The following is a 23,939-nucleotide window of genomic DNA, read 5'->3' as shown; positions in this document are numbered from 1 at the left end:
GTTCCTTCTAGAGAAGGCCAGAGGCCTCCAGCCCGGCTCGCAGCGCCTCGACCTCGTCCTCGTCGAGCGCCACCAGAGGCCCTCGTACGTTGCGGTTGTCGATCACGCCGGTCAGCTCGAGAGCGGCCTTGGCAGTGGTGGCTCCGTAGTTCGGGACGCCCATGATGGCGTCGATCGCGGGGAGCATCCGCGCATAAGTCTTGCGGGCGGTCTCGATGTCGCTCGCCGCGAAGGCGTCGATCATCGTCCGCGTCTGGTCGCCGAGCACGTGGGCGGCGACGCTGATCACGCCGACGGCGCCGTGCGCCAGCCAGGCGAGGGTGAGCGCGTCGTCGCCGGAGTAGATCGAGTAGCCGAGGTCGAGCAGCCGGGTGCCGCGCGGGAAGTCGCCCGCGGCCTCCTTGACCGCGACGACGGTGTCCCAGGTGATCGCCTCGCGGTAGGTGTCGAGGCTGATCGGCGAGCCGGTGCGACCGGGCACGTCGTAGAGGATGACCGGGGTGTCGGTCGCGGAGACGACGGAGCGGAAGTGCTCGCGGATGCCGCGCTCGCCCGGCTTGTTGTAGTAGGGCGTCACCAGCAGCAGGCCGTCGGCGCCGATCGATGCCGCCTGCTTGGCGAGCTCGACGGTGGTGCGGGTGTCGTTGGTGCCGATGCCGGCCACGATCTTGGCGCGGTCGCCGACGGCGTCCTTGACCGCTGCCAGGATCTCGCCGTCCTCGGCCGGGGTGGTGGTCGGCGACTCGCCGGTCGTGCCGGAGACCACGATGCCGTCGTGGCCGTGGTCGACCAGGTGCTTGGCCACTTTCTGGGTCTGCTCCAGGTCGACCGAGCCGTCGTCGTTGAACATCGTGACGAGTGCGGAGAGCACGGTGCCGAAGGGAGCATCAGTCATGGCGTACAGACTATCGTCAGACGCGCGGCATGACCTCGTCGGCTACGAGTGCGAGATGGTCGAGATCGCTCAGATCGAGCACCTGGAGGTAGATCCGGGTCGCGCCGGCGTCCTCGAACCGCTTGATCTTGGCGACCACCTCGTCCGGGGTGCCGGCCAGACCGTTCTCACGCAGCTCGGCGGGCTCGCGGCCGATCGCCTGCGCGCGGGCGGCGATCTCGTCCTCGTCGCGCCCGACGCAGAGCACCTGGGCTGCGGAGTAGATGATCGAGTCGTCGCGGCCGGCCGCCTCGACGAAGCGCCCGACGTTCTCGAACAGCGCCTCGGACTCCTCCACGGAGACGAAGGCGGCGTTGAACTCGTCGGCGAAGGTGGCGGCCAGCGTCGGCGTACGCTTCTTGCCGCCGCCGCCCACGATCACCGGGATCGAGCCGGCGTGGCCACGGGTCTGGATCGGCTTCGGCAGGCCCGGGCTCTCCTTGATCGTGTAGTGCTTCCCGTTGAAGTCGAAGGTCTCCCCCGGCTCGGTCGCCCACAGCCCGGTGATGATCTCGAGCTGCTCCTCCAGCCGGTCGAACCGCTCCCCCAGCGCCGGGAACGGGATCCCGTACGCCTGGTGCTCCTCCTCGAACCAGCCCGCGCCCAGGCCGAGCTCGACCCGGCCCTCGGACATGTCGTCGACGTTGGCGGCCTGGATGGCCAGCACGCCCGGGAGACGGAAGGTCGCCGAGGTGACCAGGGTGCCGAGCCGGATGGTGCTGGTGTCGCGAGCCAGGCCGGCGAGCGTCGTCCACGCGTCGCTCGGCCCGGGCAGCCCGTCCACGGAGCCCATCTTCAGATAGTGGTCGGAGCGGAAGAACGCCCCGAACCCCAGTTCCTCGGCCTTCTTGGCGACGGCGAGGATGTCGGCGTAGGACGCCCCCTGCTGGGGCTCGGTGAAGATGCGCAGCTCCATGCCGTTTACCTTAGAGGGGCGAGAGACCTACTCGCGCGTCAGGTTGCACGGGCGAGGAACACCCGGTCGTACGCCTCGTGCTGCTCGCGCTTCGTCTCGACCCACTCCGCCGGGTCGAAGGGCGGGTAGAGGACATCACCGTCGGGCGTCAGGTGGACGCGGGTGATGACCTGCTCGGTGGCGTACGGCAGCGCTGCCTCGTAGACCTGCGCGCCGCCGGCGATGATCGTGTCGCCCTGCTCCGCCGCGGCCAGGGCGAGAGCGGTGTCGATGTCGTGGGCGACCAGCACGCCGTCGTACCCCCAGTGCTCGTCGGAGGTCAGGACGACCGTCGTACGGCCCGGGAGCGGGCGCCCGATGGACTCGAAGGTGGTGCGGCCCATCACGAGCGTGTGGCCCATCGTGATCGCCTTGAACTCGGCCTGCTCGCCGGGGATCTTCCAGGGGATGTCCGGGCCGTTGCCGATGACCCCGTTGTCGGCCACGGCGGCGACCATGACGACACGCGCAGGGGCTGCCTCGGGACCGGCCTCAGACGGCAATGGGGGCCTTGATGACGGGGTGCGGGTCGTAGCCCTCCACCGTGATGTCCTCGAGCTCGAAGGCGTCGATGTCCTTGACGTCCGGGTTGAGCCGCAGCCTCGGCAGCGGCCTCGGCTCGCGGGTCAGCTGGAGGCGGGCCTGCTCGAGGTGGTTGCTGTAGAGGTGGGCGTCGCCGAGGGTGTGCACGAACTCCCCCGGCTCGAGGCCGGTCACCTGGGCGACCATGTGGGTGAGCAGGGCGTAGGAGGCGATGTTGAACGGAACCCCCAGGAAGACGTCGGCGGAGCGCTGGTAGAGCTGCAGGCTCAGCTTGCCGTCGGCGACGTAGAACTGGCACAGCGTGTGGCACGGCGGCAGCGCCATGTCGTCGATGTCGGCCGGGTTCCAGGCGCTGATGACGTGGCGGCGACTGTCGGGATCGGTGCGGATCTGGTCGATGATCTTGGCGATCTGGTCGACGTGACGCCCGTCCGGAGCCGGCCACGAGCGCCACTGGTAGCCGTAGACCGGCCCCAGGTCGCCGTTCTCGTCGGCCCACTCGTCCCAGATCGTGATGCCCCGCTCCTGGAGCCAGCGCACGTTGGTGTCGCCACGCAGGAACCAGAGCAGCTCCCCGAAGACCGAACGGGTGTGGACCTTCTTCGTCGTCAGCAGGGGAAACCCCTCGCTGAGGTCGTAGCGGGTCTGGTGACCGAAGACGCTGATCGTGCCCGTCCCGGTGCGGTCGGACTTCTCCACGCCCTCGTCGAGGATGCGGGTCAACAGATCGAGGTAGGACTGCACGGCCCCAGCCTAGGTCAGAGCCCTGTTCAGATCTCGGCCGTCCCCCGGATGGTGGTCAGCGTGTCTCCGCCCACCCACACCTGATCCCCGACCCGCTCGACGTGCACGCGGCCTCTCCGCTTCAGGACGGTCCCCTGAGAGGCGACGTACGCCTCCGGGAGCTGCGACCCGGCGAGCCACTGCCCCAGCGCGGCGTTGAGCGACCCGGTGACCGGGTCCTCGAAGGCGACGCCGTCGGCCGGGTAGAACGCCCGGACCTCGACCGCGCACTCGCTGCCCGCGCGGTGGCGGCCGACCAGACCGACCTTGTGGTCCCCCAGCACGGCGTGGTCGGGCGTGACGGCCAGGACGGCCTCCGCGTCGGCGAGCAGCACCCCGACCCAGCCCGGACCGTTGTCGCACCACCGTGCGTCCAGGATGTCGTCGCGCCCGAGCCGCAGCCCCTTCGCGATGCCTGCCAGGGTCTCCTCGTCGACCTCGCCATCCCGGATCAGCTCGGGCGCGGCGAAGGCGATCCGCTCGTCCCGACGCAGCTCGACCAGCCCCACACCGCACTCCTGCACGAGGCTCTCGCCCTGGGGCGTACCGCCCGCCTCCAGCCAGGCGTGCGCCGACCCGAGCGTCGGGTGACCGGCGAACGGCAGCTCGCCGCTGACCGTGAAGATCCGCAGCCGGTAGTCGGCGGCCGGGTCGGTCGGAGTCAGCAGGAACGTCGTCTCGGACAGGTTGGTCCACCGCGCGAAGGCGGCCATCTGCTCGTCGGTGAGACCGTCGGCACCGTGGACGACCGCGACCGGGTTGCCCAGCAGCGGCTCGTGGGTGAAGACGTCGACCTGGCGGAACTCGTAGGCAGTCACGGCCCGAGGCTACTCGGCCGGATGGAGTCAGCGGCGGCCCGGGAAGTGGAGCTGCCAGTGAGGGGACAGGTGCGTCGGTACGCCGGGGAGTCGCCTCGCCACCAGCTGCCGGTGGATTCGGTCCAGGGTGTTGCCCGGGGTGGTGTAGATGTCTTTGGCGATGAAGACGAGGATGCGCCAGCCATCGTCGTCGATATTCTCGCGGCGGTCGATGTCCGACTCCCACTGGTCCTCGCGTTCGACGTGCTGACGGCCGTCGTACTCGACGATCATCTTGATCGATGGCCAGCACAGGTCGTACCTGCGGAAGTCGACCTCGCTCTCCTCCCCCACCAGCTGATTGACCAGTGGCTCGGGGAGACCCGCGAGGACGATCAGCATGCGCAGGCGGGAGACCCGCACACCGGCAACGGCCCTGACCTCCGCATTCGGCGCGCAGTGACAGATGACGCCGGCGATCCGGTGACGGTCCTTCTGGGCCATCACGGTGACGTGCTCTCCTGGTAGAGGCGGCAGCGGTAGTCCCGAGATCCGAGCCGCGGTCGCGTGGCTGGCGAAGGCCGTGTCGGCGTAGGTGGTCAGCGCTGCCGCGGCGCGAATCAGCGGGGTCAGCTCGACAGCTGCCGCCACGAAGACACCGGTGTGCAGACGTACGAAGCCCGGTCCGCGGAGCCGGTTCGGAGTGATTCCCGCCGCCAGCGCCTGCTTTCGGGTGAACGGACGAGACGGGTCGAACGGCACCTCGTCTGACTCGATGTCGACGTCAGAGACCGGCCCGGAACCAGCTGATGCAGTCACACCGACAGCATCAGACAATCCGGCAAAACCTGCAGAAGTTATCCACAGGCCCCACCGCGACCGTCCGGACGCCAACGACAATGCCCCTCAAGGGTCATGATGGTGGTCACGTCATACGCAAAGACCACCATCTCGACCCTTGAGGGGCGAAGGCGTTGATGTGGGTCAGGCGGTCAGCTTCATCGGGCCGTAGACCTGGCGGTCGTGCTCGAAGAGCACCACCGCGGCCACGCCGGCGTCGAGGAGCTCCTGCCAGACCTCGCCGACCCACGACTCGGCGTCGCTCTGGTTGGCGAAGCGCTGGCCGGCGAGCTCGCCGTCGACCGACACCTCGGCACCCGAGGCGTCGACGAGCTGCCACCACCACGGCCGGTCGGCCGCCGACGGCTGCTTGAACACCGAAGGGACATCAGGGATGCTCATCAGCCCTCCCGCACGTGCGAAGGGACGAACGGCGGCTTGGTGAGCTGGAAGATCTCGCGGCGGCCGCGTACGTCGATGCCGATCTCGGCCTCGGGGTTGACCGTGGTCGAGATGAGCACGAGGCCGACGCCCTTCTTCAGGGTGGGCGAGAAGGTGCCGGAGGTGACCTCGCCGACCGGCACGTCGGCGGTCAGGGTGGCGGTCATGTGTGGGCGTGGGATGCCGCGGCCGACGGCGACGATGCCGCGCAGGGCGCGCTTCGCGCCGGCCTCCTTCTCGGCGACCAGCTTCTCGCGGCCCCAGAAGGCATCCTTCTTCCAGCCCACGGCCCAGCCGAGCCCGGCCTCGTTGGGAGTGACGTCGAGGGCGATGTCCTGGCCGTGGAGCGGGTAGCCCATCTCGGTGCGCAGGGTGTCGCGGGCGCCGAGGCCGCACGGCACCGCGCCGAGCGCCTCGCCTCGGGACAGCAGCGCGTCCCAGAGCGCGCCGGCGGCCTCGTTGGCGACGATCAGCTCGTAGCCGCGCTCACCGGAGTAGCCGGAGCGGCACACGACGACACCGATCTCCTCACCGAGCACGTCGGGAGCGGCGGCCTCCACGAACGACATGTACTCATGACCGGCCGGCAGCCCGACCGCCTCGAGCAGCTCGTCAGACCTGGGCCCCTGGACGGCGAGCACTGCGTAGTCGCGGTGGTGGTCAGCGAGGGTGATCCCCTCGGGCGCGGCCTCCCGGAGCCGGCTCACGACCTCCGGGGTGTTGGCGGCGTTGGGGACGATCAGGACGTGCTCGTCGTCGCGGTAGTAGGCGATCAGGTCGTCGACGATGCCACCGGTCTCCTCGTCGCAGCACAAGGTGTACTGGGCCTTGCCGGGCTTGATCCGGTGGAGGTCGTTGGTGAAGGAGGCGTTGACGAAGTCGGCCGCACCCGGCCCGCTGATCATGACCTTGCCCAGGTGGCTGACGTCGAAGACGCCGACGGCCTCGCGGACCGCGGTGTGCTCCTTGACGACACCGGAATACTCCAGCGGCATCGACCAGCCGCCGAACTCGGCGAACTTCGCGCCGAGCCCGACGTGGTTTTCGTGCAGAGGGGACTGGAGCAGCTCCGACCCGCCCCCCGTGGAGGTCTCTTCAGCCATACTGCGAACTTATCGCACCAGGCCGACACTCCCCGGTCCGCGCCCCCTCCGGGCGCGCCACACCTAGACTGCACGGCGTGACCCTGCCTGACATCACCTACACGCTGCGTACCGCCTCCCCTGCCAAGACCCGTGCCGAGGCGGTCGTCGTCGGCATCGGCCAGGGCGCGAAGGCCGTCGAGGTGACCGCAGGAGCGGAGGAGGTCCAGGCCGCCTACGGGCGCCGGTGGCGCGGGATGCTCGCCACCCTCGGCGTCAGCGGCAAGGCGGGCGAGGTCACCCGGCTGCCCGCCGGGAGCGAGATCGGCGCCCAGCTCCTGGTGCTGGTCGGTCTCGGCAAGCCTGACGCCGACGGCACCTACACCCCCGATGCCGTACGCCGCGCCGCCGGCGCCGCCGCCCGCGCGGTGCCCAACGCGACCTCCGTCGCCGTCGCCCTTCCCGCCGACACCCCCGAGCTGGTGCGGGCGGTCACCGAGGGCTATCTCCTCGGCGGCTACACCTACACCACCTACAAGTCGAGCGCGGCCAAGTCGGGCGGGGAGAGCAACGGGCCGAGCGACGTCGCGATCCTCAGCTCGATCGCGCGGCGTACGGACGCGGTCACCGCCTTCGAGGAGGCGCAGATCCTCGCGCAGGCGGTCGCCGGCACCCGCGAATGGGTCAACATCCCGCCCGCCGACCTGACTCCTCCGGCGTTCGCCGACGCCATCGCGCACGTCGCCGGGCTGGTCGAGGGCGTCGAGACCACCGTCTTCGACGAGGAGCAGCTGGCCGAGCTCGGCTGCGGCGGCATCCTCGCCGTGGGCATGGGCTCGGCGGCCAAGCCGCGCCTGGTCGAGCTCACCTACTCCCCCGACGACGCGCGCGGCCACATCGCGCTGGTCGGCAAGGGCATCACCTTCGACTCCGGCGGGCTCACCATCAAGCCGGGCAGCTCGATGTCCACGATGAAGTCGGACATGGCCGGTGCCGCCGCGGTGGCCCAGGCGACCTTCGCGATCGCCCGCCTCGGGCTGCCGGTGAAGGTCTCCGCATTCGTGCCGATGGCGGAGAACATGGTCTCGGGCTCGTCCTACCGGCCCGGCGACGTGGTCACCCACTACGGCGGCACGACCGTCGAGGTCTCCAACATGGACGCCGAGGGTCGGATGGTGCTGGCCGACGCGCTGGTGCGGGCCACCGAGGCGTCGCCCGACCTGATCATCGACGTCGCCACGCTCACCGGGCACATGGTGATGGCGCTGGGTGACAGGGTCAGCGGCGTACTCGGCTCCGAGGACGTCGTCGACCGCGTCCTCGCCGCCGCCGACGTCGCCGGCGAGCAGATGTGGCCGATGCCCATCCCGGAATGGATGGACGAGCGGATCCGTTCCTCCAAGGTGGCCGACCTCAACCAGCACGACTGGATCCGCTGGGGCGGTGGGCTGTACGCCGCCGCGTTCCTGCGCGAGTTCACCGGCGGTCTCCCCTGGGCCCATCTCGACATCGCCGGGCCCTCCTTCAACAGCGGGGGCGCCTCGGGCCATCTCACTCCCGGAGGCACGGGTGTGGCGGTGGCAACACTGGTGGACTACGTACGCGAGATGGCTACCGATCAGTAGTGGTCCGGTTGACACAGCGCTGCGTGGGTAGTGACAAGATGGGCCACGTGATCGACGCCCTTGGCCGCCCTTCTGGCGGCATCCTGAGTGCGTCGGGCAGGTGTCGGCCCAGACAGACGCGTCTTTCTGCTCCCCGAGCCATCCGGCTCGGGCGTGCTGGCGCGCGTGTCCGGACATACAAGTAGAGCAACGAACAGACGTAGAACGAAGGAACCCATGGCCACCGAAGTAACTCTCCCGGCACTCGGCGAGTCCGTCACCGAGGGCACCGTCACCCGCTGGCTCAAGCAGGTCGGCGACACGGTTGCGGTCGACGAGGCCCTGCTGGAGGTCTCCACCGACAAGGTCGACACCGAGATCCCCTCGCCGGTCGCGGGCACCGTGCTCGAGATCAAGGCTGCCGAGGACGACACCGTCGAGGTCGGTGGCCTGCTCGCCATCATCGGCGCCGACGACGAGGCCAGCGCCGCTCCGGCTGCGCCCGCCGCGCCCGCGGACGAGCCCGCCGAGGCTGCCGCTCCGGCCGCCGAGCCGGAGGCGCCGGCTGCCCCGGCCGAGCCGGAGGCTCCCGCCGAGCCTGCCGCTCCTGCCGCTCCTGCCGCTCCGGCTCCCGCCGCCGGCGGCAACGCCACCGAGGTTGCTCTGCCCGCGCTGGGTGAGTCGGTCACCGAGGGCACCGTCACCCGCTGGCTCAAGCAGGTCGGCGACACGGTCGCCGTCGACGACGCGCTGCTCGAGGTCTCCACCGACAAGGTCGACACCGAGATCCCCTCGCCGGTCGCCGGCACCCTGCTCGAGATCAAGGTCGCCGAGGACGAGACCGTCGAGGTCGGCGCCGTGCTCGCGCTCGTCGGTGACGCCGGCGCCGCTCCGGCCGCCGAGTCCGCGCCCGCCGCCCCGGCCCCGGAGTCCGCGCCCGAGCCCGAGCCGACTCCCGCCGAGCCCACCCCGGAGCCCGCTCCCGAGCCTGCACCGGCCGCTGCCGCACCCGCGCCGGCGCCTGCCGCTCCGGCCGCACCCGCCCCCGCTGCTCCGGCTCCCGCGGCCCCGGCTCACGCCGCGCCGTCCACCGAGAGCTCCCCGGCGATCCAGCCGGGCGGCTACGTCACCCCGCTCGTGCGCAAGCTCGCGGCGCAGCACAACGTCGACCTCGAGACCGTCCAGGGTTCGGGCGTCGGTGGCCGCATCCGCAAGGAGGACATCCTCCAGGCGGCCGCCGCCAAGTCGGCTCCGGCCGCTGCCCCGGCAGCCGCCGCTCCGGCCGCCTCCGCAGCTCCGGCCGCCTCGGCCGCCACCCCCGCGGCCCCCTCGCCGCTGCGTGGCACGACCGAGAAGATCTCGCGTCTGCGCAAGGTGATCGCCGAGCGGATGACCGAGTCGCTGCACACCGCGGCGCAGCTGACCCAGGTCATGGAGGTCGATGTCACCAACATCGCCCGTCTCCGTGAGGCCAACAAGGCCGGGTTCCTGCAGCGCGAGGGCGTCAAGCTGACCTACCTGCCGTTCTTCGCCAAGGCCGCGATCGACGCGCTCAAGGTGCACCCGAAGCTCAACGCCGGGATCGACGTCGAGGCCGGCACGGTGACCTACTACGACCGCGAGAACATCGCCTTCGCCGTCGACACCGAGCGCGGTCTGCTGACCCCGGTCGTCAAGGACGCCGGCGACCTCTCGATCGCGGGCATCGCGAAGAAGATCGCCGACGTGGCCGACCGCACGCGCAACAACAAGATCACCCCGGACGAGCTCTCCGGCGGCACCTTCACGATCACCAACCTGGGTTCGTTCGGTGCGCTCTTCGACACCCCGATCATCAACCAGCCGCAGGTCGCCATCCTCGGCCCGGGTGCGGTCGTAAAGCGCCCGGTCGTCATCGACGACCCCGACCTCGGCGAGACGATCGCGGTGCGCTACATGGTCAACGTCGCGCTGACCTACGACCACCGCCTGGTCGACGGCGCCGACGCCGGCCGCTTCCTCCAGGACGTCAAGAAGCGCCTCGAGGCTGCTCAGTTCGAGCTCTGAGCCTCACCTGAGACGCCCCGGAGCCAACGGCTCCGGGGCGTCTCTCATTTCGACAGGTCGACGCCTCAGGCGTGGTCCATCAGCTCCTCAGCCGCAGGCTCGGTGACGGTGAGCTCCTCACCATGGTTGCTGAAGTCCATCTTGATCTCGTTGTCCTTCCCCATGGCCATGCTCAGGCGGATCGGCTGGCCCTCCGCGTCGAACCAGCCCTCGAGAGTGCCATCACCCTCTCCGGTGACGTCCTCATCGACGGCGAACGAGTAGTGAGCGAGATCTGCGCCGTCGATATCCTCCTGACCGACATAGGTGGTCGAATCGTCAGCTGCTTCTTCGCGCAGGTCCTCGAACAGGCTGTACGGGCTCGGCATCAGCGCGGAGACCAGTCCGCTGAACATGCCGTCGTCCTTCATCCACTCCTTGTCGTTGTCCATCCGCACGTAGGTCGTCTCGCCGATGGCGATGATCTCCATGACGGTCTGGCCGTCGGACTCGTCCACCGTCAGCTTCGTCTGGGAGACCACGGGCTCGCGCTGGTAGTCACCCACGCTGGAGGCGCTGACGCTGGCTCCGTCCTCGACGGCTTCGACGCCCATGTCGACATGAATCGTCGACATCGCGTCGGCCGCAGTGTCGATGAGCTTCTCCGCCTCGGACTTCGAGAGTTTGGCGCCGGCCTCGAACCCCGGCCCCTCGGCGGCAGCCTCGGTGGCCTCCGCAGCCTTGTCGGAGCCCTCGCCGCATGCGACCAGGGCGAAAGTCGCGCTCAGCGCGATCGCGGCCGCGGCAAGTCGGCGACCGTACTTCATGGTGTGCACTGTGTGCCTTTCAAAACTGATCCGATGACTGATCGCTCCCGAGCGCGGACAGTCGAAACACGCGCATTCTGACCACAATCTCTTTACCCCCGAGGGCTTTATCGCCAAACCGTTATCCAACTCCCGGGGGCTGGTCATCGATCGGGCGTTGCCGAGTGGCCTCGGCCCGGGGCGTACGATCTCGGTGTGACTGAGCTGCGCTTCGTTGAGGTCGGGACGATCGACTATCTGGACGCCTGGGAGCTGCAGAAGCAGATCCACCAGCGCGTCGTGGACCGCGAAGAGCCCGACACCGTGCTGCTGCTCGAGCACCCGCCGACCTACACCGCCGGGAAGCGTACGAAGCCGGAGGACCGCCCCGCGGACCCCGGCGGCGCGCCGGTGATCGACGTCGACCGCGGCGGCGAGGTGACCTTCCACGGCCCCGGCCAGATCGTCGCCTACCCGATCGTGCGGCTGCCGGAGAAGGTCAAGGTCGTCGACTTCGTACGCCGCCTGGAGCAGGCCATGATCCGCACCTGCGCCGCGTTCGGCGTCACCGCCTACCGCGTCCCGGGCCGCAGCGGGGTGTGGCTGCCCGCGGGCGAGACCCCGGACGGCGTACGCCGCCTGGAGCGCAAGGTCGGGGCGATCGGGCTGCGGGTCAGCCAGCACGTGACCATGCACGGCATCGCCCTCAACTGCGACGTCGACCTGGGCTGGTACGAGCGCTTCGTGCCGTGCGGGATCTCCGACGCCGGGGTCACCACCCTCTCGATCGAGGCCGGGCGGCAGATCGGCAACGCCGAGGCGATGCCGGTGCTCCACGAGCAGGTCGCCGAGATGCTCTCCTGGCGCGACTACGAGCAGGGCCCGAGCCTGGAGCCGAAGCCCGACCCGGCCAAGACTCCGCGCGTCCCGCTGCTCACCCCGAGTGTGTGACCGACCAGTAACAACCTGGCTTCGGGGTTCCGCCACCACGCGGCGTACCCTGGTGGGGTGACTCAAGCTCCTGCCCCCGAAGGTCGCAAGCTCCTCCGTCTCGAGGTCCGCAACGCGCAGACTCCGATCGAACGCAAACCGGAGTGGATCAAGACCAAAGCGAAGATGGGGCCGGAATACAAGGAGCTCACCGCGCTGGTGAAGTCCGAGGGCCTGCACACGGTGTGCCAGGAGGCCGGCTGCCCCAACATCTTCGAGTGCTGGGAGGACCGCGAGGCCACCTTCCTCATCGGCGGCGACCAGTGCACCCGGCGCTGCGACTTCTGCCAGATCGACACCGGCAAGCCGACCGACCTCGACCGCGACGAGCCGCGCCGCGTTGCCGAGTCGGTGCAGACCATGGGCCTGAAGTACGCCACCATCACCGGTGTCGCCCGCGACGACCTCGCCGACGGCGGTGCCTGGCTCTACGCCGAGACGGTCAAGCAGATCCACGAGCTCAACCCCGAGACCGGCGTCGAGAACCTCATCCCCGACTTCAACGGCATCCCCGAGCTGCTCACCGAGGTCTTCGAGTCCCGTCCCGAGGTGCTCGCGCACAACGTCGAGACCGTCCCGCGGATCTTCAAGCGGATCCGTCCGGCGTTCCGCTACGAGCGCAGCCTCGACGTGATCACCCAGGCCCGGGACTTCGGCCTGGTCACCAAGTCCAACCTGATCCTCGGCATGGGCGAGACCCGTGAAGAGGTCTCCGAGGCGCTGCGCGACCTGCACGCGGCCGGCTGCGAGCTGATCACGATCACGCAGTACCTGCGCCCGAGCGTGCGTCACCACCCGGTCGAGCGCTGGGTCAAGCCCGAGGAGTTCATCGAGCTCCAGGCCGAGGCCGAGGAGATCGGCTTCTCCGGCGTCATGTCCGGACCGCTCGTTCGTTCGTCCTACCGCGCCGGTCGGCTGTACCGTCAGGCGATCGAGGCGCGAGACACCGCTGCCGCCACCGCCTGACGCAGCGTACGAAATCTGAAGACTGAAAGAGGAAGATGTCCCAGACCGACCCGAGCACCATGAGTCGCCGCCAGCAGATGGTGGAGACCTACAAGCTCACCAAGCAGTCAGACCCCAAGATCGGCCTCATCCTCGGCTCGATCTTCGTGGTCGTCGCCGCGGTCGCCGGCGTGATCTTCTGGCTCCTGCCCGGCGAGGGCGTCTTCTCCTGGATCTTCACGATCGTCGGCGCCCTGCTGGCCGGCCTCCTCGCCGCCATGGTGGTCTTCTCGCGGCGCGCGCAGAAGGTGATGTACTCCCGGCTCGAGGGCCAGGTCGGTGGCGGGTACGCCGCCCTGACCATGCTCCGCCGAGGCTGGACCGTCACCCAGGCCGTGGGTGTCGAGCCGCGCAGCCAGACCCTGGTCCACCGTGTGGTCGGCCCTCCGGGAGTCGTCCTCGTCGGCGAGGGCAACAGCCCGAGCAAGGTCCGCTCGCTGCTCGCCAGCACCAAGCGCAGCCACGCCCGCGTCCTGTCCGACGTGCCGATCACGACCGTCGTCGCCGGCAACGGTGAGGACGAGGTGCCGCTGCCGCAGCTGACCAAGCACGTCACCAAGCTGGGCCGCAACGTCGCCGGCCCCGAGATCACCGACATCCTCAACCGCCTCAAGGCCGTCGACGCCACCCGCGGGACGATGCCGATCCCGAAGGGCCCCGTGCCCACCTCGATGAAGGGAATGCGCGGCAACCTCCGCGGCCGCTGACCCCTACAGCCGGCGTGCCCGGATCGCGTAGAGCAACGGGATCCGGGGCGCCTGCTCGGGCAGCCTGAACCAGCCGTCCTCCTCCGCCACCATGGACGGGAAGCGGGGCCACGGCAGCCGTTCGTCCTCGCGGACGACCTCGATCCGCAGGCCCGCGCCCGCGAGCGCGGTGACGACCTCGCCGACCCCGTGCCGCCATTCGTACGCCGTCGTGGCCGTGCTCAGCGCCGGACCGTCGGTGTAGGTGTGGGTCGAGTCCTTCGCGATCGCGCCCCTGCCGGAGAGGTAGTCGTGGCGCAGTTCGAGGGAGTCCTCCCGCCCCGGCTCCGGCACCTCGCCGAGCGCGTCGAGGAGCGGGTGGAACTCGGCGAGGTAGACGAACCCGCCGGGCTTGAGCAGATCGTGCACGACCTGCGCCCACAGGTCGATGTCGGGCAGGTAGCAGACCGCGCCCTTGCCGGTGTAGACGACGTCGAAGCGGCCCGCGCCCAGCACCTCGACGGCGTCGTGGACGTCGGCCTCGCGATAGTCGACGTCCAGTCCGCGCTCGGCCGCGATCCGGCGCGCGGCGGCCACCGCCGCGGCCGAGATGTCCAGTCCGTACGTCATCGCGCCCCGCTGCGCGAAGGCGACCGTCTCGGTGCCGAGATGACACTGCAGATGCACGACCTCGAGGCCGGCGAGGTCGCCGAGGTCGGTCCACTCGTAGTCGGCGAACCACGACTCGGCCGGCCGCGACCCGTCGACGCCGTAGAACGCGCTGGCGACGTGGATCGGTGTCCGGGCGTCCCAGTTGGCCCGATTGGCCTCGATCTGGCGAGTGCTGTCGGCGTCGAGCGTCATGCGACCACGGTGCCACGAAACGACACCGGGCCGGTCCCCTTTCGGAGACCGGCCCGGTGCGTACGAACTGGTGGTCAGCCGGCCATGCTCGGCATGTCGGTGACCTGGTCGGCGGGAGGCGCCTCGATGGACACGTCCTCACCGTGCTTGGAGAGCACCATCTCGACGGTGCCCGTGTCGCCCATGCCGACCTCGGCCTTGCGGAGCAGGCCGTCGCCATCGACCCAGATCTCCTGGTCGATCGTCTTGGGCAGGCCGCTGGTGCTGTCGGAGCCGAGGCTCTTGGCGAGCCCCGCGGAGTCGACGGTGAAGCTGTAGTGCTTGGTGTCGACGCCGTCGACCTTCTCCTCACCCACGAACTTGGAGGACTTGATCGACTCCTCCATCCCTTCGAAGAAGGCGAGCGGGTTGCTCATCGACTCCAGGCTGGTGCCGCCCATCTTGGCGAGATCCTCGGCGCTCGCGGTCATCCACGAGTCGCCCATCATGCCCTTGATGTAGATCTTCTCGTCGACAAGGATCGTCTCCAGATCCATGTCCATCGAGCCACCGCTCATCTTCATGGTGGAGTGCTGCGCCGGCGGCTCCTTCTGGATGTCGCCCTCGCCGGTCATCGAGACCGTCTGCCCCGAGGCCTTCGCGTCGATCTTCGTGGTGAAGTGGGCGGTGTCGATGTCGGTCGCCTTCTTCATCACCTCGGTCATGTCCTCGGCCGAGACCGAGTCACCCTCGCTGGCGCTGCCGGCCCCACCACCGCCGCAGGCCACCAGGCCCGAGAGCGATACGGCCAGCACGCCCGCCACAGCGGCGCGGCGCCAGAGGCCACGTGGCCCGAGAGTACGGTTGAGCGTCATTGAGCTTCCCTTCGTGTTTGCCGCTGCTTGCGGCTGACCGGTCCAACCTACCCTCGGAAGCCTCTCAACTCACCCGGCGAAACACGTGTCGATAGGTCTCGAGCGTGACGGTTGCGGTGCCGGCCGCCAGATCGTGCAGCCCACGCCGGTCAGGACGGAAGACCAGCGGCGGTACGACGAGGACGACCAGGATCTGACGAGCGATGCTCCGCAGCGGATCGAGCGGGCGCACGTCCGGCTCGCCCGCCGTCACCCGCACCGTACGCAGCCGGGTGACGAGCTTGCCGAAGGAGCCGCCGCCGAGGGTGGTGAAGACCGCCGTCTGCACGACGAAGACGACCAGGATCCACAGGTTGTCGGTCGGCCGCGGGTCGACACCGGCGAGCAGCGAGCCGAACGGCAGCGCCCGGACGCCGAGGAAGACCGAGGCGACCAGGGACGACGCGAGCCAGTCGACGAAGAGTGCCAGGACGCGCCTGCCCCAGCTCGCGGTGTCATAAGGCAGAGTGGGCGTCGCAGGAGTGGCGGAACTGGTCACGTCGTAAGGGTAGGCGGCAACGTCTTGAGGGGTGAGATCCGGGATGGTTGCCGATCAAATCACACAACCTGTTACACGCCTGAAACATTTGCGACACTCCTGTGCAACCGTCCCTTCGTAATTTGCGTGGCACGGTCGGATCCATGAGGGTCCGGCCTCGATCGCGAGAGACCTATCTGGCTCTTCCCGCCCGGGTGAGCCAAGGAGGATTGATGTTCAGCACTGACGACGAGCTCTTGAAGTTCATCTCTGACGAGGGGGTCGAGTTCGTCGACATCCGTTTCGTCGACCTGCCTGGCGTCCAGCAGCACTTCACGGTGCCGGTGTCGTCGTTCAACCTGGAGCCGATGGCCTTCGACGGTTCGTCGATCCGTGGTTTCCAGACGATCAACGAGTCCGACATGGCGCTCTACCCGGACGTCACGACTGCGTACATCGACCCGTTCCGCGCCGCGAAGACCCTCGCGCTGATGTACTTCGTGCACGACCCGATCACCGGGGAGGCCTACTCTCGCGACCCGCGCAACATCGCGCGCAAGGCCCTGGCGTACCTCGCCTCGACCGGCATCGGTGACACCGCCTTCTTCGCCCCCGAGGCGGAGTTCTTCATCTTCGACAAGGTCGCCTACAACACCTCCGAGGGCGAGTCGTTCTACAAGATCGACTCCGTCGAGGCCTGGTGGAACTCGGGTGCCGACAAGAACCCCGACGGCTCGGACAACCTGGGCTACAAGACGCGCTACAAGGGCGGCTACTTCCCGGTCTCCCCCACCGACCACTTCGCCGACCTGCGCGACACGATGGTCAAGAACCTCGAGGCCTCCGGCCTGCTCGTCGAGCGCGCCCACCACGAGGTCGGCACCGCCGGCCAGGCCGAGATCAACTACAAGTTCGACACGCTGCTCAAGGCTGCCGACGATGTCATGAAGTTCAAGTACATCGTCAAGAACACCGCCTGGGAGGCCGGCAAGACGGTCACCTTCATGCCGAAGCCGGTCTTCGGTGACAACGGCTCGGGCATGCACGTCCACCAGTCGATCTGGAACGCCGGCGAGCCGCTGTTCTACGACGAGACCGGCTACGGCGGCCTCTCCGACATGGCCCGCTGGTACATCGGCGGCATCCTGAAGCACGCCCCGTCGGTGCTGGCGTTCACCAACCCGACCGTGAACTCCTTCCACCGCCTGGTGCCGGGCTTCGAGGCTCCGATCTCGCTGGTCTACTCCTCGCGCAACCGCTCCGCCGCGGTCCGCATCCCGATCACGGGCACGAACCCGAAGGCCAAGCGCGTCGAGACCCGGTTCCCGGACCCGTCCTCGAACCCGTACCTCGCCTTCTCGGCCCTGCTCCTGGCCGGCATCGACGGTATCCAGAACAAGATCGAGCCGCCCGCTCCGATCGACAAGGACATCTACGAGCTGCCGCCGGACGAGATGGCCGAGATCAACCAGGTGCCGACCTCCCTCGGTGCCGTCCTGTCGGCCCTGGAGAACGACCACGACTTCCTCACCGTGGGCGACGTCTTCACCCCCGACCTGATCGAGACCTGGATCGACTACAAGACCAACGACGAGATCCTCCCGATCCAGCTCCGCCCGCACCCGCACGAGTTCGAGCTCTACTACGACATCTAGGCCGTAGAGCGTTGACTCGCGTTGGCAATCGTTGAAAGCGCGACTTGACCTGCTTCTTCAACCGTTGAGTTGAGTTGGTTGGCAATGGTCGCAGACGGTTGCAATGTGTACTCAATGTGTACTGAGCCCCTCCCGGTCTGATTCCGGAGAGGGGCTCAGTCTTTGCTCCAACCGGACATGCCTGCTCCCTCCCCGCTGCCCCTGGAGTGCCTCTGAGAGGCAAACGTCAGCCTTCGTACTCCGGAGTGTCCACCCGGTCCAGGAGGGTCTCGGCGGTCTTCTTGGCCAGCTCGATGCGAGCCTGCTCCGCGCCGCACAGACGCAGGCATGACGAGGCGATCCAGACGGCCTCGTCTAGGCCGATCCGGCGGCCGGCGTTGCGAAGGACGATGGCCTCCTCGACCGTGTGGACCAGCTGCTCGCCGAGCCGTGCGGCGCCCAGCCTGCCCAGGGCGTCAGGTGAGGTGATCGGCTCCGCCAGCCGAGCGTAGGTGGCAGCCAGATCGTCGCGGGCGGCGGTGAAGTCCTCGAAGCCCTCGACCTGGGTGACGTCGGGGGCGAGGTAGCCGATGTTGTGCGGAGCCCGGGCCAAGGTGCGTACGTCGGTCAGCGCGAGGAGGTAGAGAGCCGTGTCGGGGTCGTCGGTGAGGGACTCGATCCTGGCGACGCCGTCCACGGTGGGCCGGATGGTCTGGCTGAGCAGCTCGGAGAGGATCTCGTCCTTGCCTGCGAAGTGGTAGTAGAGCGAGGCCTGACGTATCCCGACCGCCTCGGCGATCTCGCGCGTCGAGGTGGCGGCGAATCCCTTGGTGGTGAACAGGCGGGCTGCCGCGTCGAGGATCTGCTCACGCGGGGTGCCTGAGTGGTGTTGGGGCAGGAGGCGAGGCCGTCCGGGCCCTCCTCGTCGTCTTCCGCTGGCTGATGAACTCACGCCGGTGCTCCGTGCTGTCAGGGTGGGGACGGCTGTTGAATTGCTGACCCCCGGCACCGGTGACTCGTCAGGACCCGTTGGGGAGGATCTCGCGGGAGACTCGATCGCCTGCCTCGGGGTTCGTCGTTCGGTCGGTGCCGGGTGTCATTCTCAACCCTGCTCAGATCGCGGGGGCGTCGGAACGTTCGAATGCTGCCCTTCCGCTGCCCTTGCCCTGCCCTTCGCTGCTCAAACCTGATTCAATGCCGGAGGTGGAGACGTGGACGGGGGCAGAGGCGCGGCTGCTGCGCAAGGTGGCGCTGCGGCTGAGCCTGCGTGACTTCGCCGACCTCCTAGGCATCCCGGCGCGCACGATCTCGAAGTGGGAGGCGGCCGGTTCGGCCCGGGTGCCGCGGCCACACATGCAGGCCATGCTCGACACCGTTCTAGACCGCGCCGACTCCGCCGCCCGCCTCCGGTTCGAGGCAGCCCTAACTGAGCGTCAGGTCGCGCTCGTGCCACCTGCAGCGGCGGTGGAGAAAATCGTCTCGGATCAGGGGCACGCTCCGGAGTTCGACGATCTGAGCCGCCGTGAGCTGCTGCGGCTGATGACGATGGCCGGAACCCTGATCGCGATGGCCGGGCTCGAGGACGGCATCGACTGGGAACGTATCGAGCACGTCGGCCGGGTCGATCCGGAGACCCTCGACGAGTACGCCGCCCTCAACGGCCACCTGTGGCGCGTCTTCGCTCTGGCGAAGACCAAGCGGCATACCTACCCGCTCGTACGCGAGCATCTCGGCGTGCTGGTCTCGGCCCTGCAGCGCACGCATAGCGAGGCGGTTCACCGGGCGCTCTGCTCCCTGATCGCCGACCTCTTCCAGCTCGCCGGGGAGATCTTCTTCGACAGCAACCGCTACACCGACGCGGCGCACTGCTACACCCTGGCCGCCTCGGCCGGAAAGGAAGCCGGCGCGCACGACCTGTGGGCGACCGCGTTGACCAGGCATGCCTTCATCGGGGTCTACGAGCACCAGCACGCCGACGCCCGGCCCATGCTCGACCTGGCCGCAGGAGTCGCGTCCAAAGGTGACACGGGTCTGTCGACTCGGTTCTGGGTGAGCACCGTCCAGGCTCAAGTTCATGCCGGGCTCGGCGATCTCGCCGCCTGCCAGCGCGCCCTCGATCACGCCGACGACGTCCACCACCTGACCGGCCAGATTCACACGAACGGCTGGCTTCGCTTCGACGGCTCACGCCTCCCCGAGGAGCGCGGCGCCTGCTACGTCACGCTGCAGCGGGCCGACCTCGCCGAGCAGGCGCTCGACACCGCGCTGAGCATGGACATCTCCGCCCGTCGACGCGGCGGCGTCTTGACCGACCTCGCGTCTCTCGGGCTGCAGCAGGGCGACCTCGACAAGCTCGTCGTCCATGCCGACGCCGCGGTCGAGGTCGCCCAGACCACCGGCTCGGGTTGGGTGGAACGCAAGCTCACCGGCCTGAACAAGCAGCTCACGCCGCTGATGGGCGAGCCGCGGGTGAACCATCTCAGCCAGAAGTTGGCGTCGTTCTCGACGACGTCATGACAACGATGAAGGAGAAGATTTTGTCGGTCGACCAGGGACGTGTCTTTCGTGAGGCATGGATTGCCGGAGTCCGGAAGCACTACCCAGGAGAGCCCAAAGCGGGCTACGTGGCCCCGTGGGAGGAAACGCCGGACTGGGAGCGCGCGAGCGCGGCGGCGGTCCATGAGCAGGTCCGGGCCTTCGTCGAGACCTCAGGCGGCGCGACGGCCAAGCTCACCCGTGAGCAGAAGAGCCGGTTCGTAGCGATCTGCTGGACCGGGCAGATCTTCAAGCACTTCCCCGACCCGAAGCCCTCCTATGTCGCCGACTGGGCGGACATGCCGGAGTGGCAGCGCGAGACCGACGCCGACATCTTCGAGACGATCGAGCAGGCGAGGTAGCCGGGACCTCCGCCTCGCTAGTGCCGCGAGAATCGATCTCTGATGTCGTCGTCGCGATTCATCTAGTCGAGGCGGTCGCATTCTTCCGGGGCGTATGCGAGATCTACACACATCTGCTGATGGAAGCCGACGATCGCGGTCTGAAAGCTGTCTTCGTCCACCTCGCCGACCACCGCACTGTCCGCTGACCCTTCGGTGAGGGTCGGTGGCAAGGTGGACGCGACGACGATCGCGGAGACCACGCCTTCGGCGCTGCCGTATATATGCATGTCATTTATGGCTCCCTGAAGGCGGTATCGAGAATCATCGAGATCGGACTGGTCATATCGACATGCCTTTAGGTTGGCGCACTTCGCCACTGTTGCCTGCCGTGACGCCCACTCGTTGGCGGCATCACTAAACTCGACGTAGACCGGTCGGCGTTGATCCCGCACCTTGGCATCGAGCTCGCGATCGGCTTCAATCGCCTGCGTCTCGCGCTGTGCATCTAGGTTCTGATCGTTCACCCAGGCCGTTCCCCCGGCCCCGATGAGAGCTCCAATCAGGGCCGACGCTGCAGCGAGCCGCGCCGACTGCCAAGCGATCTTGCTCTCCTCTTTCACAACGTGCCTCCAGCTATCAAGCCCGGTTCCATAGCGGGTCACGCTCGCAAAGCGAGTCGGCGACGCGGAAGGACGTCGGGCAGGACGTACCAGATTCTGAGGAAGCGGGCGTCCGGCTCGCTCCGGCCGGCATGCGGCGCGCGGCATCGTTCGCCACATGCCGACCGCCGCCTTCGTTCTGAGTCTGCTGAGCCTGGTCGTTGCCTGCTTGGCCCTGGGCTGGAACATCTCTTCTTGGCTGCTGTCCAAGGGGCGGGCGAAGTGCATATTGACGGTCGCCCTCAGCATCGACGAGGAGGGGGCAGAGCGGATGATCCGTGTTCCTACGCAGGGGCATAAGGCGTTCATCGGGATCGACGTCTGGAACATCGGCCGTGCTCCGCTAGTGGTGAGGTACTACGACGTCGTCCCCGACCTTCCGCCAAGCCGGGGGCTGTTGTCGCGGTTCAGTTTCAAGATGGGCTGGGGAGGCTGGCACTTCGGGCCCGACCTTCCACACACAATCAGCCCCGGCGACTTCGCAACCTGGTGGGTGCCGATCTCTCAGATTCGTGATGAGGCGTCAAATTTCCCGGGAGTGACTAGCGTCCGAATGAGGGTCATTACCGCCCACGAACGGTCGGTCCTTACGAAGAACTCCTACGAGCTGTTCGACGAGCCCGGCTCGGCCCCAGAGACGGACGACGGGAATCCTCAGGCCCTCCCGTCCCAGGGCTCATCCGCCGAGGCCGAGACGACCGATCCGGGACCGTCTGCCGCATAAGCCTCGATCTGCTCGCCGACCTCTAGTAGGCGCTTGGCCAGCGGCGGCAACGCATGTGCCGCGGTCTTCGGGTCGTCCAGGGCACGCGCGAGGCGCTCCTGCAGCGCTCGCAGGACCTCGCCGCGGTCACCGCTGGCTGAGGCCTGCAGGACGCTCGCCGATCGGCTCGTGGTCATAGATATTTCCTTCCGCTGGATTCATCGGGGAGAGAAGCCCGCCTATGCCGAGAGAGGCGGGCGGGGGCACGGGGAGGGGGACCCGCCCAGGGGCGCGGGGCAGGTGGGTCACTGCGGTCTGAGTCCGCTGTCCACCTTCGATCCGGGGTGCGCGTCGAGGCCATGCCCATGCCTCGCCCGGTGACGTTGACCCCGCGCCCGTGGTCGAGCCTGGCTCCTCCTAGGAGGGCAGCGCCATCACGCCGCCCTGGCGGACCTCCTGACGGAACCGCTCCCGTGCCGCGTCGCGCTGACGCTCGGCCTCCTCGGCTACCCGGTCGAGACGCTCACGGAAGCCGGTGAAGTCGGCCAGGTCGACGGCGTGCCCCGCCTCGACCACAGTTCGCGCGTCGAAGTTCTCACGGCTCGCGCCGACGCCCCCTCGGGTGCGGGCGAGGCGGACGCGCTGGGCGATCTCGGCGAGGCTGTCGAGGTCGAGGTCAGCGATGATGAGCAGCTCCTCGGCGTGGCCGCCGCGCCAGTTCGCGCGGCCGAGCTGGCGGGCCAGGGTCACCCAGCAGCGCCGGGCGAGGTCGACCCGTGCGAAGGCCTCCTGTGCGCGGGCGTGCTGCCAGTGGCCGTCCGGGTTGAGGCCGGAGGCGCTGGCCTCGGTGATCCGGTTGCCGATCACCGCGCGGGCCTCCGCGATGTCGTGCTGTGCCTGCTTGACGACGTCCTGCAGGGTCTCGACGATGCCGTCGGCGGCTGCGGCGAGGGCGTCGGCCTTGGCCGTCTCGGCGATCTTCTCGAGTCCAGCGGATCAGAGGAGCGCCGCAACGGAATGCACGCGCTACGCCACTGGTACGCGTCCGTGCTTCTCGACGCGGGCGAGAACCTCAAGGCACTGTCCACTTACCTCGGGCACTCCGACCCAGGCTTCACCTTGCGGACGTACACACATCTCATGCCGTCGTCCTTTGACCGCACCAAGAAGGCCGTTGACGCTGCCTTCGGGTACACCGCCAAGGAAGCGAAGTCAGCGTGATGTGTACTGAATGTGTACCGAGAAGCCCTCAAGTCGCTCTGACCTGCGGAGACATCAGAACTACGACATCTGAGCACGAACCGCCTGCTGACTGCCGGTTACTTCCGCAGTCGGCACGCGGCCCGCACGAGCCGTCATCGCCCAGTCGATGGCGGCTCGTGTGCGTCAGGAGAGGTACTTCTCCACAGTCTCCGGAGGACGTACGTGCGCCTCGGACTCGGGCTCGCCGAACTCCCGCTTGGCGCGCCTCTGGCGGAGCAGGTCCCAGCACTGGTCGAGCTGGGTCTCGAGCTCGCCGAGCCGCTGAGTGTCGGCGCCCGACCCGGTCCGGAGCTGGTGCTCCTCATCCACGAGCGCGCTGATCCTGTTGATGATGTCTTCGTCGGCCATGGGTCCACCATGGCACTTCCACGAAGGTTCGTCACCAGCATGGGCGAGCCAGTGCAACACATGTTCTCGTTGGCGCGTCATGAAGACACACATCGCCCGGACTCGGAGGGTTCACATGAAGCAGCTCGTCGTCTTCCTTCTCATCGGCGCGCTCGCCCCCATGTTGGGGCCGGTCCTCAGCGCCCAGGCGCTGCCGCCCGACCTCGTCTGCGACGGCAGCTACCACCACCGGACGTTCCGCCACGTCGTCATCCCTGACGGCGCCCGCTGCGTGATCACCAGCTCCAGGATCACCGGCAACGTCCGCACCACCGGTGCACCGAGGGCGGTCAGCATCACCGACACGAACGTCGGCCGGAACATCCACGTCCGCAACGTCGTCGAGCGCGTCACCATCGGGGCCGCCGGATGCCGCGTGGACCCGGTCGCCGGACGAAATCTCATGGTCCGCAACTCCCGCAACGTGGCGATCTGCGAGATGTCGATCGCCAACAATCTCGTCGTACGCGACAACCGCGGGACCTTGATGGTCAGGGACAACAAGACGTGCAACAACCTCCGCGTCGTCGGCAATCACGTGCGGTCCCTGCGCGTGCTCAGAAACTCCTACGCCGGCAACTTCTCGGTGGCCCGCAACAGCTGGGTCGACCGCGGGATCGTGAGGGACAACGTGGAGCTGCGCCGGACCCCCGCGGCATGCCGTCGGGCTGGATGAGCACCCGGCCGC

At 68.4% G+C, this 23,939-nt stretch carries 28 protein-coding genes; 11 read left to right on the top strand and 17 right to left on the bottom strand.

Translation table 11 applies throughout. The features are described from left to right. Positions 1-7 precede the first annotated feature (7 nt). The 8 genes from dapA to gcvT form a co-directional block, all read right to left on the bottom strand. Positions 8-895, bottom strand: a complete 888-nt coding sequence (gene dapA, locus ACZ6WN_RS26870; protein ID WP_465869130.1) for a 4-hydroxy-tetrahydrodipicolinate synthase — start codon at positions 893-895, stop codon at positions 8-10. A 16-nt stretch (positions 896-911) separates the two neighbouring features. Next, positions 912-1,850: an LLM class F420-dependent oxidoreductase gene (locus ACZ6WN_RS26865; RefSeq protein WP_465869128.1), complete on the bottom strand. Its 939-nt coding sequence runs from the start codon at positions 1,848-1,850 to the stop codon at positions 912-914. 38 nt (positions 1,851-1,888) lie between these two features. Next, positions 1,889-2,347: a dihydrofolate reductase gene (locus ACZ6WN_RS26860; protein ID WP_465869127.1), complete on the bottom strand. Its 459-nt coding sequence runs from the start codon at positions 2,345-2,347 to the stop codon at positions 1,889-1,891. Positions 2,348-2,381: 34 nt separating this feature from the next. After that, entirely contained in the window at positions 2,382-3,176 is a 795-nt protein-coding gene (locus ACZ6WN_RS26855; RefSeq protein ID WP_357338447.1) for a thymidylate synthase, read from the bottom strand. Positions 3,177-3,202: 26 nt separating this feature from the next. After that, complete coding sequence (locus tag ACZ6WN_RS26850; protein ID WP_465869125.1) at positions 3,203-4,033, bottom strand: PhzF family phenazine biosynthesis protein; 831 nt, start codon at positions 4,031-4,033, stop codon at positions 3,203-3,205. Between the two features lie 27 nt (positions 4,034-4,060). Then, positions 4,061-4,831 carry a DUF559 domain-containing protein gene (locus ACZ6WN_RS26845; RefSeq protein ID WP_465869124.1) on the bottom strand — a complete coding sequence of 257 codons (771 nt, stop codon included), beginning with the start codon at positions 4,829-4,831 and terminating at the stop codon, positions 4,061-4,063. Positions 4,832-4,996: 165 nt separating this feature from the next. Beyond that, positions 4,997-5,254 (bottom strand): hypothetical protein, encoded by a 258-nt coding sequence (locus ACZ6WN_RS26840; protein WP_465869123.1) that lies wholly within the window; start codon positions 5,252-5,254, stop codon positions 4,997-4,999. After that, positions 5,254-6,396 carry a glycine cleavage system aminomethyltransferase GcvT gene (gcvT, locus tag ACZ6WN_RS26835; RefSeq protein ID WP_465869122.1) on the bottom strand — a complete coding sequence of 381 codons (1,143 nt, stop codon included), beginning with the start codon at positions 6,394-6,396 and terminating at the stop codon, positions 5,254-5,256. The genes ACZ6WN_RS26840 and gcvT overlap by 1 nt, the downstream gene beginning before the upstream one ends. A 77-nt stretch (positions 6,397-6,473) precedes the next feature. Between gcvT and ACZ6WN_RS26830 the strand changes: the two genes are divergently transcribed. Both ACZ6WN_RS26830 and sucB read left to right on the top strand, forming a co-directional pair. Further along, positions 6,474-8,000, top strand: coding sequence for a leucyl aminopeptidase (locus ACZ6WN_RS26830; protein WP_465869121.1), 1,527 nt, complete (start codon positions 6,474-6,476; stop codon positions 7,998-8,000). A 216-nt stretch (positions 8,001-8,216) separates the two neighbouring features. After that, positions 8,217-10,025 (top strand): 2-oxoglutarate dehydrogenase, E2 component, dihydrolipoamide succinyltransferase, encoded by a 1,809-nt coding sequence (sucB, locus tag ACZ6WN_RS26825; protein WP_465869120.1) that lies wholly within the window; start codon positions 8,217-8,219, stop codon positions 10,023-10,025. A gap of 65 nt (positions 10,026-10,090) precedes the next feature. Here the strand turns inward: sucB and ACZ6WN_RS26820 are convergent, their stop codons facing one another. Then, positions 10,091-10,978 (bottom strand): LolA-like protein, encoded by an 888-nt coding sequence (locus ACZ6WN_RS26820; RefSeq protein WP_465869119.1) that lies wholly within the window; start codon positions 10,976-10,978, stop codon positions 10,091-10,093. Positions 10,979-11,026: 48 nt separating this feature from the next. On the opposite strand from ACZ6WN_RS26820, the gene lipB reads away from it, so the two are divergent. From lipB to ACZ6WN_RS26805, 3 genes are read left to right on the top strand one after another with little or no spacing between them, the layout of a single operon-like run. Continuing rightward, on the top strand, positions 11,027-11,761 hold the full coding sequence (lipB, locus tag ACZ6WN_RS26815; protein WP_465869118.1) for a lipoyl(octanoyl) transferase LipB: 735 nt from the start codon (positions 11,027-11,029) through the stop codon (positions 11,759-11,761). Positions 11,762-11,818: 57 nt separating this feature from the next. Next, on the top strand, positions 11,819-12,766 hold the full coding sequence (gene lipA, locus ACZ6WN_RS26810; protein ID WP_141805173.1) for a lipoyl synthase: 948 nt from the start codon (positions 11,819-11,821) through the stop codon (positions 12,764-12,766). Positions 12,767-12,801: 35 nt separating this feature from the next. Further along, positions 12,802-13,512 carry a DUF4191 domain-containing protein gene (locus ACZ6WN_RS26805; RefSeq protein WP_465869116.1) on the top strand — a complete coding sequence of 237 codons (711 nt, stop codon included), beginning with the start codon at positions 12,802-12,804 and terminating at the stop codon, positions 13,510-13,512. Between the two features lie 3 nt (positions 13,513-13,515). Here ACZ6WN_RS26805 and ACZ6WN_RS26800 read toward each other — a convergent pair whose 3' ends face one another. From ACZ6WN_RS26800 to ACZ6WN_RS26790, 3 genes are all read right to left on the bottom strand, one after another. Further along, positions 13,516-14,355 carry a class I SAM-dependent methyltransferase gene (locus ACZ6WN_RS26800; RefSeq protein WP_465869114.1) on the bottom strand — a complete coding sequence of 280 codons (840 nt, stop codon included), beginning with the start codon at positions 14,353-14,355 and terminating at the stop codon, positions 13,516-13,518. A 74-nt stretch (positions 14,356-14,429) separates the two neighbouring features. Then, the gene (locus ACZ6WN_RS26795) at positions 14,430-15,209 is read right to left on the bottom strand and encodes an SCO4651 family lipoprotein (protein ID WP_465869113.1); all 780 of its coding nucleotides are present in this window, start codon (positions 15,207-15,209) and stop codon (positions 14,430-14,432) included. Positions 15,210-15,273: 64 nt separating this feature from the next. Then, on the bottom strand, positions 15,274-15,747 hold the full coding sequence (locus tag ACZ6WN_RS26790; RefSeq protein ID WP_465869112.1) for an RDD family protein: 474 nt from the start codon (positions 15,745-15,747) through the stop codon (positions 15,274-15,276). Positions 15,748-15,959: 212 nt separating this feature from the next. Here ACZ6WN_RS26790 and glnA point away from each other — a divergent pair, with 212 nt between their 5' ends. Beyond that, positions 15,960-17,381 carry a type I glutamate--ammonia ligase gene (gene glnA, locus ACZ6WN_RS26785; RefSeq protein WP_465869111.1) on the top strand — a complete coding sequence of 474 codons (1,422 nt, stop codon included), beginning with the start codon at positions 15,960-15,962 and terminating at the stop codon, positions 17,379-17,381. A gap of 226 nt (positions 17,382-17,607) precedes the next feature. On the opposite strand, the gene ACZ6WN_RS26780 is transcribed toward glnA, so the two are convergent. Next, on the bottom strand, positions 17,608-18,312 hold the full coding sequence (locus tag ACZ6WN_RS26780; RefSeq protein ID WP_465869110.1) for a TetR/AcrR family transcriptional regulator: 705 nt from the start codon (positions 18,310-18,312) through the stop codon (positions 17,608-17,610). Between the two features lie 251 nt (positions 18,313-18,563). Here ACZ6WN_RS26780 and ACZ6WN_RS26775 point away from each other — a divergent pair, with 251 nt between their 5' ends. Beyond that, the gene (locus ACZ6WN_RS26775) at positions 18,564-19,877 is read left to right on the top strand and encodes a helix-turn-helix domain-containing protein (protein WP_465869109.1); all 1,314 of its coding nucleotides are present in this window, start codon (positions 18,564-18,566) and stop codon (positions 19,875-19,877) included. Between the two features lie 107 nt (positions 19,878-19,984). Beyond that, positions 19,985-20,257, top strand: a complete 273-nt coding sequence (locus ACZ6WN_RS26770) for a hypothetical protein (protein ID WP_465869107.1) — start codon at positions 19,985-19,987, stop codon at positions 20,255-20,257. Positions 20,258-20,319: 62 nt separating this feature from the next. Here the strand turns inward: ACZ6WN_RS26770 and ACZ6WN_RS26765 are convergent, their stop codons facing one another. Beyond that, a complete protein-coding gene (locus tag ACZ6WN_RS26765; protein ID WP_465869105.1) occupies positions 20,320-20,901 on the bottom strand; it encodes a hypothetical protein in 582 nt (193 codons plus the stop codon). Positions 20,902-21,016: 115 nt separating this feature from the next. Between ACZ6WN_RS26765 and ACZ6WN_RS26760 the strand changes: the two genes are divergently transcribed. Then, entirely contained in the window at positions 21,017-21,622 is a 606-nt protein-coding gene (locus ACZ6WN_RS26760; protein WP_465869103.1) for a hypothetical protein, read from the top strand. Here ACZ6WN_RS26760 and ACZ6WN_RS26755 read toward each other — a convergent pair. Then, positions 21,553-21,798, bottom strand: a complete 246-nt coding sequence (locus tag ACZ6WN_RS26755; RefSeq protein WP_465869101.1) for a hypothetical protein — start codon at positions 21,796-21,798, stop codon at positions 21,553-21,555. The genes ACZ6WN_RS26760 and ACZ6WN_RS26755 overlap by 70 nt on opposite strands. A gap of 220 nt (positions 21,799-22,018) precedes the next feature. Continuing rightward, entirely contained in the window at positions 22,019-22,468 is a 450-nt protein-coding gene (locus ACZ6WN_RS26750) for a hypothetical protein (protein WP_465869100.1), read from the bottom strand. A 21-nt stretch (positions 22,469-22,489) separates the two neighbouring features. Here ACZ6WN_RS26750 and ACZ6WN_RS26745 point away from each other — a divergent pair, with 21 nt between their 5' ends. After that, entirely contained in the window at positions 22,490-22,822 is a 333-nt protein-coding gene (locus ACZ6WN_RS26745; RefSeq protein ID WP_465869099.1) for a tyrosine-type recombinase/integrase, read from the top strand. A 165-nt stretch (positions 22,823-22,987) separates the two neighbouring features. Here ACZ6WN_RS26745 and ACZ6WN_RS26740 read toward each other — a convergent pair whose 3' ends face one another. Beyond that, the gene (locus ACZ6WN_RS26740; RefSeq protein ID WP_465869097.1) at positions 22,988-23,212 is read right to left on the bottom strand and encodes a DUF2630 family protein; all 225 of its coding nucleotides are present in this window, start codon (positions 23,210-23,212) and stop codon (positions 22,988-22,990) included. A 115-nt stretch (positions 23,213-23,327) separates the two neighbouring features. On the opposite strand from ACZ6WN_RS26740, the gene ACZ6WN_RS26735 reads away from it, so the two are divergent. Beyond that, positions 23,328-23,927: a hypothetical protein gene (locus tag ACZ6WN_RS26735; protein WP_465869096.1), complete on the top strand. Its 600-nt coding sequence runs from the start codon at positions 23,328-23,330 to the stop codon at positions 23,925-23,927. Positions 23,928-23,939 lie beyond the last annotated feature (12 nt).

It is taken from the genome of Nocardioides sp. NPDC054178, assembly GCF_055585005.1.
This window is presented reverse-complemented; position numbering and strand designations above follow the sequence as displayed.